Source organism: Acinetobacter sp. TY1 (assembly GCF_048551395.1).
Classification (GTDB): Bacteria; Pseudomonadota; Gammaproteobacteria; order Pseudomonadales; family Moraxellaceae; genus Acinetobacter.
Genome location: NZ_JBLYZK010000002.1, coordinates 235918 through 251886, shown reverse-complemented (window position 1 = coordinate 251886; position 15969 = coordinate 235918). Strand labels below are relative to the sequence as shown.

The window sequence follows — 15969 nt, the reverse complement described above, 5'->3', positions numbered from 1 at the left end:
CCTCATACCCAAGTTGTCACTTGAATTCTGTTCAAATGAGCAGAGTGTTATCTTTTAAATCTTTGTGCAACAAAGCCGATCGGAACTCAATCTACGAAATTGATAAAATTTTAATAATCGACTTCTATATGGCTTATCCCGGTTGTATAAGAGATTTTAAATTCCCTAAAGAGTTACACAACATAAAAAAAGAATTCAATGACTTGAAAAAGGATTATAGAAATCCTATAAACAATTTACAAACATTTCAGAGAATATCAATTTTACAAAAAAAAGCATTATCTAATATATTATCCCAAGGATATTTTGAGATTGATCATTTTAAAAAGGGCTATCTCAAAGTAACAAATAAAAAATTATCGGATGAATTAATATTGATCCTAAAAAATTTTTCCTTTTATGGAGATAGAAGATTACCCCTTCTTTTAATATTAAGTTTTTTAGAAATTAATACAAATGGCGAGAATGGTTTAAAATTTAGATCAGGGTTAATGGAATATCGTTATGAAGATGCTTAAACCAACATTACAAGTAAATAAAATTATCATAACCAAGGAAAATAAAGTTGCTTACAGCGCTGAATTCCATACCGGTTTAAATATAATAACTGGTCAAAATTCATCTGGCAAAACTACAATATTAGATTGTATAGCTTACACTCTAGGCATGGAGGAAATAAAACTTAAAAATGAGGCATTAAGTTGTGATTTCTGCTATTTAGAAATTTCTATAAATGGTCAAACACTATGTCTAAAAAGAGAAATTTCAGAACATAGTAGAAGACCAATATCTATTTTATATGATGAATTAAAAACAGTTGATCAAGAAACTTCCGAATGGCTTACATTTCCAATCAATAGATCTGAAAAAATTAGTTATTCTCAAATAATGTTTAATTTAATGGATTCTTCTGAAAAGAATTTAGATGCATCATCAAATCTAACTATGCATCAAATTTTAAGGTCTATTTACGCGGCACAAAAATATTTACACTTTCCTATACTCACACCATCAACGCACGATGATGCATTAATTAGAAAGACTATTGGAGAATATTTATTAGGTTTTTATAACAATGATCTTTATATTATGCAAATCCAACATAAAGAAAAAGTTAAAAATAAAGAAAAGTTAAAAACAGAATCAAATTTTTTAAAAAATATTTTTAAAAAATCATATTTCCCATTTAATAATAAACAATCTGCTGAAAAGCATTTAGATAAATTAAAAATTGAAAAAATAAAAATTAATCAGGAATTAAACAATACGAAAAGAACACCCAAAAAACTAGAAAGGGATAATTTAAAACAAATAGAATCTTTAAATAAAACTATAAATTCACTTTATTTAACTAAACAATCATTAGAAATACAAAAAAATCAACTCTACTTAAATAGTCTAGATTCTCAAATATTTATTAATGAAATTATAGATAGATTAGAAAGGCTCGAAGAGTCAAAATTTGTACAGAGTTTTTCACATGTAAGTTTCGAATTTTGTCCATCATGTCTTTCTAAATTGGAAAACAACTCATCAAAAACTTGTAATTTATGTAAATGTGATAATGAAAATACTGATGAATATACTAGCCCTCTTTTAAGAATGAAAAATGAACTTTTAATTCAATTAGAAGAGTCAAAAAAAATCGAATTACTTCGTAACGATAAAATCAATGTTATAAAAATACAAATTATAAAAACGTCAGATGAAATTAGAACATTTAGCACTCAAGTTAATAATTTAAGTGAACATTGGAGTGATACAGAAAAAGCAAACCTAACTAGCTTATCCTTCAAATTAGGAAAAATAGATACTGAAATTTCCGAAATTAATAAACTTATACCTATTTATGATGAATTAGAAGATTTAAATAATCGAATTATTATTTTAGGTTCAGAGATTACTCAATTAGAATCTGAAATTACAAATCTTGAAGAGAGCAATTATCAAAATAGGTTGAAAACACTTCAATTATTAGAGTTAAATTTAATAAATTTATTGAAATTAGATTTGCCTAGAGAATCTGAATTTATTGATCCTCAACACATCAGCATAAGCTTTACAGATAATCAGATTTACGTTAACAATAAAAATAAATTCAGCGAAAGTTCAACAGTAATATTGCGACATTTGTTTCATTTAGCTCTACTTAAAACAGCAGACAACATCCCCAATATGAGGTTTCCGAGACTCCTAATCCTTGATGGAATTGATGATGGGGGGTTAGAACCAGAACGTATTATAAATTTACAAAAGATTATTCTTTCTGAACTAAATACCTTAAAAAATAGCTATCAAGTGATCCTTGCAACATCAATAGACAATTTAAGTGAAGCAATGCATCCTTATATCTATACTAGGAAATTAACGACATCTGATAAATCTATAAGGATTTAAAAAAGGCTCTACATTAAGCCCTCTAACTATCTCCAGTATGGTTTTTCTTTTACCTACTATCACTTATTTTGAAGCCCTCTTAATGCGGGCTTTTTTTTACCTATCAAAACACAAAAGTTTCCCAAATTAAAATAATGTTTCCTTCGATAAACTTTTAATTGACAAAAAAGTTTCCTTTGGTAAACTGATCTCGTAAACAACAAAAAGCCCCAACACTTGTAGGCGACGGGGCTAATTGAACTAACGAGGCAATTATGAATCTAAAACCAACATCAATCAACCCCACTGTTACACATCGTGTACAGCGCTTCGGGTTTATGAACTTTCTTAAAGTCAGCGTATTCAGTGCCTTTCTTACGGGTACTCTTGCTCTAGCACTTGCTTATAACCCTCAATTTACCGAGTACAAATTATCAGTTCCTGTACACACCCCTGCTCAAAATGCTGTAGCTGCTATGGCGCTTCAAGAAAATACAGGTACTGCAGTTGTTCGCTTAGATGGCTTCACACTCGATGTGAATTTCAAATACAACACTGTTGAAGAGGACTACGGTGTACCAGGCAGTGATTTCATGAATGCTGAAATCCTAGACCTTGCTGTAGATCAAGCTTACGACAACTCAGGTAATAAAATTTCTGACTTCACCGACTTCAATGACCATTTGACTATCAATGCGATGTTGGTGGCTCACATGCTTCAAAACCGTATGTTGGAGGGCGTTTAAATGACTACTCAAACTATCAAACAAAGCATTTCCCCTGCTCAAGTTTTTGAATCGCTTGGGAAAGGCTTAAAAATGGACTTCGCTGAAGTTGGCACCAATAATTGGTCACATATAAACAATGCTGCTCAAATCAGCATCGCAGATATTTACAGTGGTTTTCTTGAGTTTCGTTTTACACCGGGTTTTGAAAATAGTTGGGAGCGTAAGCAAAAAGAAAAGGCTGCAAACTATTCTTCTGAATTCCTTGGCTACGATGGTAATCGTAATGAGCGTTACCGTGTAGGTACTAAGAGTATTTTCTATTACACACTCGTCAAGATCAAAGATGATGCACATGCCAAATACGGCCTAAAAGGCTTTGAGGTGTACATGGAGATCAACGGTGTGCTCCGCTTTGTAGATAAAGCCACAATGAAAGACTGGGTTATCTCATATATAGAAACTGCACGTAACGCCAAAAATAAAGCAGAACACAACAAGGTTCTCGAAGAAGTTGGGCACTTTTCCTCTCCTGAATATAGAGATTGGAAAAAAACCTCACCTCGTAGCCGTGGAGTATAAAAACAATGACAAATAATCAAAATCCTGATGAGCCAACTAATAATTTTGTAGCTTTATCAAAGATCAATGTGAATGGCCATACTGAAAAGAAAGGTAAATTTACTTATTTATCTTGGGCCTTTGCAGTAGCTGAAGCAATGAAAGCTGATCCACAAGCATCATGGAATTTCCGAGATCCAATGATCTTTAGTGATGGAACAATGATGGTTCAATGTGACGTAATCATGTTTGGTAAAAGCATTTATATGTTTTTACCTGTGATGAATAACACGAACAAAGCAATCCAAAACCCCAATGCTTTTGATGTTAATAGTGCAATGATGCGTTGCTTGGTGAAAGGAATAGCTGCTCACGGTTTAGGTCTTTACATCTATGCAGGTGAAGACCTACCTGAAGAAGAAAAACAGGCTCAGCAAAATCAGAACCATCAACAATCAGGACAACAGCAAAAATCTTTAGATCAGCGTTATCAAGATGCATTGAAATCAATAGCAAATGCAAACAATCCATCAACTTTGGATAAGGCTATAGATACATTTGGTCCAACAAAATTCAATGATGCTATTCAAAAAGCTTGTCAGGCACGTGCTGATCAAATGGGGTGGTCGCCAACTCCACCACCACAAAATCAATCACAACAAAATAATCAAAGACATCATTAATTGGGAGAGTAAGCATGAATATTCTAAATGGTAATGAAGCTTTTTCAGCATTAATGGCCGGCAAAAAGATCATGTGTCGTGCTGTAGATCAATTGGCTGATTTTAATGACTTGGATCAATTCCCTGCCACTATTTTTGCAATGCCTGGTTATGAGTTCTCTATCAAAATTGATTTGATTGAATTGGCAGGTATTACATTCCTAAAGCCCTTTTCTCTTGATGAATTGGTAGATGGCCAAGAGGTTTGTATTGTAGAAAACTTCAACCGAGTTACTTTAACTCGGTTCTGTAGTAGCAATACTCAACTCGTAGAAAATGTTAAAGCAGGATTCGCACAACGAGATCGTGAGAATGCAAGCAAACAGCTCGAGGCGATCCAAAAGGTTTTAGGTTTTGAAAATACGATCTATCTTCAAAAAGGTTATGCAGTAGAAAAAGACAGTGATCAACCTGTTGAAACCAAAAAACGCCAATCACGGAAAAAGACTACTGATGCGTCTGTGGCCATTGCTGACGTTGAGCCTTCAGATGTAGAAAGTGATGATACGCCTTGGGAGGTTGATACGGCTACGAAGCTGAAAACTAAACATGCTTTTACAATAGATGATGTTGAAGCAATTGAGGAAGATCCGGCAAAGATTATTGAAAAATTCACAGCTCAAATCAGTGCATGCACAACAACAGATTCAGCATTAGAACTGCGCTACTCTTTCTCAGCTAACGGTCATCTGAACGATATTCATGTACACCATTTAATGGATTTGGTTGAAGATAAATGCATTGAACTAGATCCAGAGCAATATGCACCAAAGATTGAGATTATCTCTCAAGAGAATGTGACCACCTCTGAAGACAGCTTGATAAATGAAACTGTTGTGCCAGGCGAACCTGCCCCTGAACATCAAGAGCATTTAGACGCAATCCTTAACGCGGTAAATAATGCTCAAACACCAATCGAAGTTAATGCACAAATCCGCTATACAAAATCTTGGAATGAGGAACAGCGCAAACCTGTCATTCAGGCTATGAATAAGCGATTGATCGAATTGAATCAGCAAAAAGAAAAAGTAGCGACAGAACCACCTTCATTAATGGTACAGATTCAAAATACTCAAAATGAGCATGAGTTAAATGAACTCTTGCCTGAAATTCGCTCTCGTCACGCTGATATTCAACCAAAGCTAATGGACCTTGTTAAGAAGCGTCGCTTTGAATTGTTAAATCAGGGTTCGCAGGTGGCTTCATGAAATTCAACTATTCCTCTATCACCCGAACACTCACTGTGTTCGGGGTGAAAATGGACCATATTTTTCAGAACGTCGGTGTCGGTGAAATTGAAGAATTGATTATTGATGCGAAATTTAAAGAAGCGAATTGGAGAGTGTGATGGATATTAAAAATATAGCAATTAGTACAAAAATAGTTATCGAGTCACTTGTCTGTTTGCTTGAAAATGAAAATGTGGATTTATCTTCAATTAAATTCAAAGTTGGAAGTGCTTCAGAAGGCTATGAAAGCCCAGACATGGAGTTTGGAAAATTAATTGATATTGCTTTGGATGGTCTAGAGGAATTAAAAGAGAATCCAACCAAAGCCCCTGAAGGTTTTGTTTTAGTGCCCGTAAAAGAAATCAAAACATGGTATCTAGATGATAGTGAAAATATCTACCGCGAAGATCCTGATTGGCTTTGTGATATTGCAATTGGTGAAGTCGTAGAGGTTGAACATCGAGTTTCTTATGAATTGGATCAAGACCCTGTATTTGCGACTATCCAATGGGATGAAAAAAACGGTGATGTCGGGTATTACAAAACATTCAAGTCAAAAGATGAAGCTGAAAAAGTAGCTGCGCACTGTAAAGCCATGATCGAAGCACAGGAGCAGAACCATGATTGAAATTACATTTGATAAGGTCGGTACTTTTTCTGCTTTATACGCAGCACAAGCTTGGCTTAGAGAAAACGGATATAGCTTTGGGTCTTCATGTGTGGGTATGCCTATCGGGATTCTAAAAGGTACATGGTCGATCGCTAAGTGGCGAAATCTAACAGGAAAAGAGCGCGAACAATTAGATGGCCAACTAATCTCAAAAGACTTCCGTGAAGGTCCAGTGGTTCTTCGGCTTAAAGACCTCGCTACAGATGAGGAAATTAAGGCAGGCACTCGTATCAAGCAAGGGGATAAATCATGATTGAAAAAATTAATCAATTAATGCCGGTTGAAGTTGAGCGCAATAATCATGGTGAATGGATTCATCCTGAAGTTGGTGCTTATTGGGAATCTAATTTTGGCGCTGATACTGAATCTATCACAGGTGCGGATTGGGATGAATTAAAGCTCCACTTCAATATTGTCACTGTAAAAATGTATTTAGAAACATCTGTAAGTAGTGATGACTTTGATGAAATTATGGATGGGTGTGATTTATTAAAATGGAATCCGATTGCACCACATGGTTTTTTCTTATTTTCAATTAATTTTACTGAGGATGGTGCAGAGGCAATTTGGGCTAAAGCGAAAATTGATTTTGATGCAATCGCTCAAAGTTTGAAGGAGGTGTCATGATGGAGAGATACTTAACATCTAATAATATATGTGAGATGTTTCACATAACTAAGCGCACATTAAATCGATGGGAAGTAAAAACACCATGGGGTGTTCCATTCCCTGCTCCTGCCTTTGGTTCTGATGGTGGCACAATGAAGCGCTACCTAATCAGTGATGTAGAAGCATGGGAACAGAAATGTCAAAACATAGACCAACCGAAAAAGGCTATATAGAGTGCAAAATGGCTAAAAACCATAAGACTTTATGGTATTTAGCCCCTTCGAGTGATTGTTAGCACATTTGCCATACTATATACTGTCCCCCAAATTTGAGTCTTGCTAAAAACTTCAGTATTTTCTTTAATGTACACATATGTGTACATAATAAAATTATTAGCAAGAGTATGTAACATTTACCTGTAATAATTCAAGGGTTTAAGTGTCATGGCATTAATCGTTCAAAAATATGGCGGTACCTCTATGGGTACTCCCGAGCGCATTTTAAATGTTGCTCGTCGTGTGAAGCGCTGGCACGATCATGGTCACAAAGTGGTCGTGGTGGTTTCGGCAATGAGTGGCGAAACCAATCGCCTACTTGCTTTAGCGAAAGCCATTACCGAAACCCCTGATCCTCGTGAACTTGACCAAATGGTGTCTACGGGTGAACAGGTAACGATTTCAATGTTAGCAATGGCACTCAATTCAATTGGTGTTGATGCTAAATCGCTTACAGGCCGCCAAGTTGGCATTAAAACCGATAGCGCATTCAATAAAGCACGCATTGAGTCAATTGATACCGATGTTATGACTGGTCATTTAGATGCAGGTCGTGTGATTGTCGTTGCGGGTTTCCAAGGCTTTGATGCTGATGGCAACACCACAACTTTAGGCCGTGGTGGTTCAGACACTTCAGGCGTAGCACTTGCTGCTGCACTCAAAGCAGATGAATGTCAGATTTATACCGATGTTGATGGTGTTTACACCACTGACCCTCGTGTTGCTCCGAAAGCCAAAAAAATTGATCGCATTTCATTTGAAGAAATGCTTGAAATGGCATCTTTGGGTTCAAAAGTTCTACAGATTCGTTCTGTTGAATTTGCAGGGAAATATCAAGTACCTTTACGTGTATTATCAAGTTTTGATAATGACAATGATGGCGCATTCGACGAAGAATTTAAAAAGAACGTCGGGACACTAATCACTACTGAAGCGGAAGACAACATGGAAAATCCAATTATCTCGGGTATTGCGTTCAATCGTGACGAAGCTAAATTGACTATTTTGGGTGTGCCTGATGAACCAGGTATTGCATCTAAAATCTTATCTCCAATTGGTGCTGCAAACATTGAAGTGGATATGATTATCCAAAATGTTGAAGAAGATGGTACAACTGACTTCACATTTACTGTTAACCGTAGTGAATTAAACAAAGCCAAAGCTATTCTTGAAGCAACGGCAAAAGCAATTGGTGCACGTGAAGTTGCAACACGTGGTGACATTGTCAAAGTGTCAATTGTGGGTGTTGGTATGCGTTCACATGCTGGTGTAGCAAGCAAAATGTTTACTGCTCTTGCAGATGAAAGTATCAATATTTTAATGATTTCAACTTCTGAAATTAAAATTTCAGTGATTATTGAAGAAAATTATCTTGAGCTAGCTGTACGTGCATTACATACTGCTTTCGGTTTAGACCGTGAACATGGTGAGTCTAGCGTTCGCGGATAATTTTGAAACACTTATCATAAATTAATCGTTCACATAGGCGATAAAATACGAGAGCCGCTATAGTTTTTTCTGTAGTGGCTCTGTTATATTAGCGCTGAGGGTTTTTTATAAAATTTCAATAGATCGATAAGAATTGCTTAATTCGTCACATTTTTCTGTTAAAATTTTATCGAATACTGAGGTTGTTGCTTTCTATTTGAAATAACTATCGCAGGTTTAGCGTTTTGCAAGGAGATAAACATGCTGATTCTGACCCGTCGTGTCGGAGAAACATTAATGATTGGAGATCAAGTCAGTGTAACTGTGCTTGGTGTCAAAGGTAATCAGGTACGTATTGGTGTCAATGCACCTAAAGAAGTATCTGTACATCGTGAAGAAATATATCAACGTATTCAACACGAACGTGCAATGCATGAACATTTGCAGCACATTGATCAGGAATATCAACCATCTTTTGAAGATGCTAATTTCCAACAAAACGATTTTAACCGATAAGGTTTGATGGTTTTAAAGATAAAGTGGCTCACAAGGCCACTTTAAATTTATCAAATGTTCAAAAATATTATAATCCTAGTGCTTTTTTCACAGGAGCATAGCTACGGCGATGTTCATCAATTACCCCATGTTCTGCAATGGCTTCAAAATGTGCTTTTGTTGGATAGCCTTTGTGTTTCGCAAAACCATATTGTGGATATTTAGCATCCATTTCAACCATTTGATGGTCACGAGTCACTTTCGCTAAAATACTTGCAGCAGAAATATCAGCATGTAAAGCATCCCCACCAACAACTGCTTCACAACTCATCTGTAAACCTAATGGAATTTTATTACCATCGATACGTACATGTTCGGGAGTAATTTTTAGCCCTTCTACCGCACGGCGCATCGCAAGCAATGAGGCCTGTAAAATATTGATTTCATCAATTTCTGTATGCGATGCTTCTGCAATACACCAAGCCAATGCTTTTTCTTGAATCTCAACAAAGAGCTTTTCACGTTTTTTTTCAGTGAGCTTTTTAGAGTCGTTCAATCCTTCAATCGGATTATTCGGATCAAGAATGACTGCTGCCGCTACAACAGAACCAACCAATGGTCCTCGACCTGCTTCATCCGTACCTGCGATATACATATACACGTTCCACTCGTAAAAAAAAGACTGAATAATCAGTCCTTTTTATTTTACCATAAGATTACTTCACTGCTTCAGCAACACATGCATTGATGGTTTTACTGACCGCATTTGAAACAATTGTTGCACGTGCCGATGGATCAATAGCTGCTGTTGCAAGATCTACAGCCGTTACACTTTCTGGTGCTTTTTCACTGACACAACCACAAATTTCAGATTGAATATTGGTTCTTTGTGTATCTGTCATCAATACCGTTGCGGTTTTCCATGCGGGTAAGTTATTTAATTCAGTCGTACATTTCGCATTTATTGCAATTTTTAATGCTGCATTTCCTAATGTTTGCGTCATTGATGGTGTTGCATTTCCTCCGGTAGAATCTGTCGTTGTACACGCAGAAAGAACCAAAGCCAACGGGGCAAATACTGCAATCAGTTTTTTCACAATATGACCTTTCTATACTTAAAAAAATTGTTTAGCTATTTTGCCTAAACTCAACGACAGTGGATAGCCAAATTATTCTGCATTCATGTAGTTGTCTATTATTAGGACAAAAAAATAGGAGCACCATTTTTATAATGCATTTTATATGACTCTGCGTTGCATTTTTAAAACACTCCGTTGAATTTTTACCAATGTTTCTCAACATAAAAGCCCCTATCATGTTCGAAAATACAGAAGATGACTTCACTATGCAGACACAAAATGCTTATTACACAAGAACAGCTCAGTGGCTCCATTGGATTATGGCCGTTATTTTTATTGCAGCATGGCTTGTAGGTTTCTATAGCGGTAATTTTTTAAGTTATGACGTGGATGGCTCATTTAAAGGTATTGTGATTACCTTTCATAAAAATATTGCAACTGTCATTTTATTTTTGGTCGTGATTCGTCTTTTTTGGCGATATACCCATCCTGCGCCAAAACTCCCTGATAGCATGTCGCCTATGATGAAAACATTGGCACATTTAGGGCATTTGGCATTGTATGTGATGTTACTTGCTTTACCAATTACGGGCTGTTTATTCAGTTGGAGTGCCGGACATCCTGCCCCAGTGTTGTATTTATTTGAGATACCTCGTTTAGTTCAAGAAAATGATGATATTTTAATGATTGTCAAACCCTTGCATATTTATTTGTCTTGGGCTGTGGGTTTGCTGATTGTTGGGCATATTGCAGCAGCACTTAAACATCATTTTATTGATAAAGATAATATTTTACGTAGTATGCTCCGTCAAAAAGATTAAACCTTTTTAACCCAAAGCCAATACTAAAAAAGCCGATCAAGACCTCTTGCCTTGATCGGCTTTTATTTTGAATCAACATGAGTCAACGTTAATTTTTATTATTTACATTTATCTTTTTGCGTATTGGCTTTTAAGTCCCCAATAACCGACATACAAATAGCTAATTTTCCTAGACCTTTTGCTGTGGATCAAAAACAATTTTCACAGGAAAATAGCGTACAATTTTAGTGAAATTGCCCTTTGCATTATCGGCAGGTAGCAACGCAAAATCGAAGCCACTACTGCGTGAAATACAGTCTAAAGTACCAAAAAATGTACTTATCGCCTTATGACACTTTAGACAATTGCGTTTCTTTTAAATTGGCTTCAATCCATAAATAATCTAAAGGTGCAATCACGAAAAGGCTTCTACCGACACTCAATTTCTCTCACTTTACGATAAGATACTATTCCATCTCTTGGTGCAATCAGTTGAGTCGCCCTCAAATTATTTTCACTTTGATGTAAACCTGCTTAAGCTACACTTAACTCAGTCGTCAAACTTGCTCTTTGTGCCTGTAAAACTTTAATATTTTGTTCATTTTTTTGAATTTTTACTATAGTAAATTTTACATTGCTTTGTTGAGTGATGAAGTCTTCCTGCACCATATAAAAATCACTTTTACAGAACCCACCAATATTCACTAACGCCTTTGTACGTTTTAGATAACCGTAGCGAATTGCTGTGAAGCATCAGCTGCAGAAATCTAAACTTTGACTATCACTAAATACCCGACTTAAAGTACCTTGTATTGTATTCAACGCTGATTGTATTTTCTCACTTTGCAACTGCATGTGCTTATCCCAATGTCGCTGAATATAGTTTTTCACGCTCATTGATAAAATGGCTGAATACTCTAACTCCTCCTGATAAACCCAATACACGTGCATGAAAACAATGCCACAGGTAGGTCACTCTACAAGCAAAATGTCATATAACACTAAATTTAGGGTTACAAGTGAACATAATCCTGCCCTAACCCGTTACTGAAATCTGCCCAACATTATAAAGCGTGACCATCCATTCAACATATTGAAAATTCACATGTCATATATTGTTATACAAAAATAATGGACAATGAAAAGTACGACTAATGGCAGTACAAAATGTTGAAACAGATATACTGATCAATCGTTGCAGTGATGCTTGATCAATTTTTTTCTTTGAACAGTGATGGCAATTTAGCTTTATGCCTTTCTGCAATTTGTTATTTGAATAGTTTTATTTTGTATAAAAATAACTTAATAAAATTCAATTATTTGTATTTATTTTCAACATGCCTATTTTTGACATTTCCCTATCTATCATTCAGTTGCATATATCTGAAAAGAATCCATCTAAAAATTTCTTTAAACCTACTTCAAAATTTCTTGTGTACAACCTTTGATACTATTCACCACAGCATTCTGAATGAGTTTATTTTTTGCAGATTCATTAATTGTTGCCATTAATACATCCTTACTTGAAACGTCATTTAAAGCATTTTCACTGACACATCCACAAATCTTTTTTTGTGCATGATCTTGTTTTGATGTCGACCAAAAAAATGAAGACGCTTGCCAAATTTTATTGGCTTTCAATTCACGGCCACATTGTTGTTCAATGAGTGGCTTTAACATTTTTTGTGCCACAGACTGATTCTTTGTTACATTATTGGTAGCATAACTCACCGAACTCATAAAAATAGTCATCATTAACATCAATAAAACTTTCACAGCTTTTCCTCAAAATTTTAAAACAACAAAAAAGCAGTGAATTGACACTGCTTTTTTGAGATTTAATTCATATTTAAATTAAACCAAAGCATCAATTTTTGCATTCCACTTATTTTTTTCTTCAGCAGAAATAAATGAAGCGTCAAATGAGTTTTTAGCTAATGTTTTCAACTCTATATCGGTCAAATCAAGTGCTTCTGCAATCGCAATAAAGTTATCATTCATATAACCACCAAAGTAAGATGGATCATCTGAATTCACTGTAACATGCACGCCTTGTTGCAATAGACGGTGAATATTATGTTCAGCCATATCCTGAACAACTTTTAGCTTTAAATTGCTCAGTGGACACACTGTTAAAGGCATCTTTTCAGCAATTAAACGTTGCATTAGTTTTGGATCTTCTTCAGAGCGTACACCATGATCAACACGGTTTACTTTCAATAAATCTAAAGCTTCCCAAACATATTCAGCTGGTCCTTCTTCACCTGCATGTGCAACGATAAGAAAGCCTGCTTCATGTGCTTTAGCAAAAACACGCTCAAATTTTGAAGGTGGATGACCCACTTCACTTGAATCTAGACCCACGGCAATAATTTGATCTTTAAATGGTAAAGCTTGCTCAAGTGTTGCAAAAGCAGCTTCTTCGCTCAAATGACGTAAAAAACACATAATCAAATGCGAGCTAATGCCTAATTTGACTTTGGCATCATCACAGGCACGTTGTAAACCATTAATTACAGTTGCAAAAGCAACTCCACGGTCAGTATGAGTTTGTGGGTCAAAGAACATTTCTGTATGTACGACTTGATCTTCAGCACATTTTTCAAAATATGCCCAAGCCAAATCATAAAAATCTTGTTCGTGAATCAGTACATTTGCCCCTGCATAATAAATGTCGAGAAAAGACTGTAAATTATGGAAGTTATAGGCTTGTTTAACTTCTTCTACCGATTTATATGGAATATCAATATTATTACGCTGAGCAATGGCAAACATGAGTTCAGGCTCAAACGTTCCTTCAATGTGTACGTGTAATTCTGCTTTGGGTAAAGCACGAATGAGTTCTAAGCGATTCATGTTACGTTCCTCGAATAAATCTTTTTCATATGTATTGATCTATTAATGGATCATCATTCATCAATACACAAGAGATATAAAATTAAAAAAATTGAAAATAAAAAAGGGTGCAAACTGAGTTTACACCCTTCAATAGCAATGAAAAATTAGCCGCCAAATGCAACGAATTTAATCACCCAAAGTACAGCAATAATCCACACCATATACGGTACAGTTTTCGCTTTACCTGTAAACAATTTCACCAAAGCATAGCTAATAAAGCCCATTGCAATACCATCGGCAATTGAATAGGTAAATGGCATAAATACGATGGTTAAAAATGCTGGAACGGCTTCTGTAATGTCATCCCATTCAATATTGGTGATGCCCTGAATCATCAATACACCCACAAATAATAATGCTGGTGCAGTAGCAAAACCTGGAACAGATTGAGCCAATGGTGCAAGGAACAAACACGCAATAAACAATAGACCAACGACAACTGCTGTTAAACCTGTACGTCCACCTGCAGCAACTCCTGCTGAAGATTCAATATAAGGTGTTGTTGAAGATGTACCTAAAACTGCACCAGCAACAATTGCAGTCGAATCAGCAAATAAAGCCTTTTTCAAACGTGGCAATTTACCGTCTTTGAGTAAGCCTGCACGATGTGAAACGCCAACCAATGTTCCTGTTGAGTCAAATAAATCGACCAAGAAGAAGACGAAAATCACACCCACTAAACTTGCGGTAAATAGACCTTCAAAGTTCATTTGTAAGAATGTCGGTGCAATAGAAGGAATTGTTCCAACCACACCTTTAAACTCATTCAAGCCTAATGCTGTTGCAAGACCTGTCACGACTAAAATACTGATAATAATTGCGCCACGCACTTTAAAGAAATGCATAACCACAATCATAAGAAAGCCTAAAAGCGTCAGTAAAACTGTTGGTTTACTTAAATCGCCTAAACCTACTAGCGTTGCTTGATTAGCAACAATAATTCCTGAGTTTTTCAATGCAACTAATGCAAGGAATAAACCAATACCACCACCAATGGCAAACTTCAAAGACATTGGAATAGCATTGACAATCGCTTCACGAATTTTAAACATGCTAATTGCAATAAATACTAAGCCTGATACAAAAACAGCTGCTAAAGCAGTTTGCCAAGGTACACCCATGCCTAAACATACCGAATACGTGAAATAAGCGTTTAAGCCCATTCCCGGTGCCAGTGCAATTGGATAGTTTGCAACAATACCCATGACCAAACAGCCAATTGCAGCAGCCAAACAGGTTGCAACAAAAACAGCACCATGATCCATACCTGTTTCAGAGAGAATCAACGGATTCACAATGATGATGTAACACATTGTCAAAAATGTCGTTAAACCCGCAAGGATTTCGGTTTTGAACGTTGTTTTATTCTCGCTGAGTTTAAATAAGCGTTCGAGCAAACCCGCTGAAGGATTTGGATTCGTCATTGTAGAGCCCCTGCAATTTGAGCTATGCGGAAGAAAATGATCTATTTAAAGATGCATGCCAAGTCAGCAAAATGCATTCAATAAATGTACCAAGAATAAGTAATAGATATAAATAAATTGAATGAAAAAAGCTGCATCATTTGCAGCTTTCTATACAATTGATTTCAATCAGGCTTATACACCTGAAACATTCATACCCTTTAATATTTAAAATTATAACATACTGTTTTAAAAAAATTAGCATCTCACGATAAGCGTATGTAAACGCATTAGACATTTCTTTATTGTGCTTTCTCAACATACGCTTAAAAACTGACAATAATCATTTATACTGAATCTAATTCAATGCATTATTTTCTGTGAGTAAATGCTGATTATAAGGATTACTTTCAATTATTTTAATCGACTGATGTGCATCCTTAATAATCTGTATCACTTCTGCCTGCTTTCTCTTTTTTTGCACATCAAGATAAGATAAATACCCCACGCAGAGTATTACGCTTAAACCCACACCAATCGGTAACATCAATTTATACATTTTAATGACCCATATTCTTATTATTGCTCAATAATTATATACAAACGATCATGTCCCAATGATTTTTTTATTACATAATAAGCTTAATCACCATCATTTTTTTTGATGCGTTATTTCATTAAATTGTCACTCAATTTTGT

The 15969-nt window shown here is 35.7% G+C and carries 20 protein-coding genes; 14 read left to right on the top strand and 6 right to left on the bottom strand.

The genetic code is table 11. The features are described 5' to 3' along the window. The 13 genes from ACK2M2_RS02615 to csrA form a co-directional block, all read left to right on the top strand. The coding region (locus tag ACK2M2_RS02615) for an ABC-three component system middle component 5 (protein ID WP_419346026.1) at positions 1-518 on the top strand (518 nt) is incomplete at its 5' end. Further along, a complete protein-coding gene (locus ACK2M2_RS02610; protein WP_419346025.1) occupies positions 505-2397 on the top strand; it encodes a hypothetical protein in 1893 nt (630 codons plus the stop codon). The genes ACK2M2_RS02615 and ACK2M2_RS02610, both read left to right, overlap by 14 nt. Positions 2398-2651: 254 nt before the next feature. Next, entirely contained in the window at positions 2652-3122 is a 471-nt protein-coding gene (locus ACK2M2_RS02605; RefSeq protein WP_419346024.1) for a hypothetical protein, read from the top strand. Further along, positions 3123-3683 carry a hypothetical protein gene (locus ACK2M2_RS02600; protein WP_419346023.1) on the top strand — a complete coding sequence of 187 codons (561 nt, stop codon included), beginning with the start codon at positions 3123-3125 and terminating at the stop codon, positions 3681-3683. It begins immediately after the preceding gene. A 5-nt stretch (positions 3684-3688) separates the two neighbouring features. Continuing rightward, positions 3689-4345: a DUF1071 domain-containing protein gene (locus ACK2M2_RS02595; RefSeq protein WP_419346022.1), complete on the top strand. Its 657-nt coding sequence runs from the start codon at positions 3689-3691 to the stop codon at positions 4343-4345. A 14-nt stretch (positions 4346-4359) separates the two neighbouring features. Further along, positions 4360-5592: a hypothetical protein gene (locus ACK2M2_RS02590; RefSeq protein ID WP_419346021.1), complete on the top strand. Its 1233-nt coding sequence runs from the start codon at positions 4360-4362 to the stop codon at positions 5590-5592. Next, positions 5589-5732 (top strand): hypothetical protein, encoded by a 144-nt coding sequence (locus ACK2M2_RS02585; RefSeq protein WP_419346020.1) that lies wholly within the window; start codon positions 5589-5591, stop codon positions 5730-5732. Before ACK2M2_RS02590 ends, ACK2M2_RS02585 begins: the two co-directional genes overlap by 4 nt. Further along, entirely contained in the window at positions 5732-6241 is a 510-nt protein-coding gene (locus ACK2M2_RS02580; RefSeq protein WP_419346019.1) for a hypothetical protein, read from the top strand. Before ACK2M2_RS02585 ends, ACK2M2_RS02580 begins: the two co-directional genes overlap by 1 nt. Then, on the top strand, positions 6234-6536 hold the full coding sequence (locus ACK2M2_RS02575) for a hypothetical protein (protein WP_419346018.1): 303 nt from the start codon (positions 6234-6236) through the stop codon (positions 6534-6536). The genes ACK2M2_RS02580 and ACK2M2_RS02575 overlap by 8 nt, the downstream gene beginning before the upstream one ends. Continuing rightward, entirely contained in the window at positions 6533-6910 is a 378-nt protein-coding gene (locus ACK2M2_RS02570) for a hypothetical protein (protein ID WP_419346017.1), read from the top strand. Before ACK2M2_RS02575 ends, ACK2M2_RS02570 begins: the two co-directional genes overlap by 4 nt. Further along, positions 6910-7125: a hypothetical protein gene (locus tag ACK2M2_RS02565; RefSeq protein ID WP_419346033.1), complete on the top strand. Its 216-nt coding sequence runs from the start codon at positions 6910-6912 to the stop codon at positions 7123-7125. Before ACK2M2_RS02570 ends, ACK2M2_RS02565 begins: the two co-directional genes overlap by 1 nt. A gap of 210 nt (positions 7126-7335) precedes the next feature. Next, the gene (locus tag ACK2M2_RS02560; protein WP_409511754.1) at positions 7336-8616 is read left to right on the top strand and encodes an aspartate kinase; all 1281 of its coding nucleotides are present in this window, start codon (positions 7336-7338) and stop codon (positions 8614-8616) included. 240 nt (positions 8617-8856) lie between these two features. Next, positions 8857-9111, top strand: coding sequence for a carbon storage regulator CsrA (csrA, locus tag ACK2M2_RS02555; protein WP_409511753.1), 255 nt, complete (start codon positions 8857-8859; stop codon positions 9109-9111). A gap of 67 nt (positions 9112-9178) precedes the next feature. Here the strand turns inward: csrA and rnhB are convergent, their stop codons facing one another. Next, complete coding sequence (gene rnhB / locus ACK2M2_RS02550) at positions 9179-9745, bottom strand: ribonuclease HII (RefSeq protein WP_419346032.1); 567 nt, start codon at positions 9743-9745, stop codon at positions 9179-9181. A gap of 61 nt (positions 9746-9806) precedes the next feature. Further along, a complete protein-coding gene (locus ACK2M2_RS02545) occupies positions 9807-10187 on the bottom strand; it encodes a hypothetical protein (protein ID WP_409511752.1) in 381 nt (126 codons plus the stop codon). Between the two features lie 248 nt (positions 10188-10435). Between ACK2M2_RS02545 and ACK2M2_RS02540 the strand changes: the two genes are divergently transcribed. Continuing rightward, entirely contained in the window at positions 10436-10990 is a 555-nt protein-coding gene (locus tag ACK2M2_RS02540) for a cytochrome b (protein ID WP_419346031.1), read from the top strand. Between the two features lie 1395 nt (positions 10991-12385). Here the strand turns inward: ACK2M2_RS02540 and ACK2M2_RS02535 are convergent. The 4 genes from ACK2M2_RS02535 to ACK2M2_RS02520 all read right to left on the bottom strand — a co-directional run bounded on the left by ACK2M2_RS02535 (position 12386) and on the right by ACK2M2_RS02520 (position 15829). Beyond that, positions 12386-12745 carry a hypothetical protein gene (locus tag ACK2M2_RS02535; protein WP_409511750.1) on the bottom strand — a complete coding sequence of 120 codons (360 nt, stop codon included), beginning with the start codon at positions 12743-12745 and terminating at the stop codon, positions 12386-12388. A 78-nt stretch (positions 12746-12823) separates the two neighbouring features. Further along, entirely contained in the window at positions 12824-13825 is a 1002-nt protein-coding gene (locus tag ACK2M2_RS02530) for an adenosine deaminase (protein ID WP_409511749.1), read from the bottom strand. Between the two features lie 146 nt (positions 13826-13971). Further along, positions 13972-15291 (bottom strand): NCS2 family permease, encoded by a 1320-nt coding sequence (locus ACK2M2_RS02525; protein ID WP_409511748.1) that lies wholly within the window; start codon positions 15289-15291, stop codon positions 13972-13974. A gap of 337 nt (positions 15292-15628) precedes the next feature. Continuing rightward, positions 15629-15829, bottom strand: a complete 201-nt coding sequence (locus ACK2M2_RS02520) for a hypothetical protein (RefSeq protein WP_409511747.1) — start codon at positions 15827-15829, stop codon at positions 15629-15631. Positions 15830-15969 lie beyond the last annotated feature (140 nt).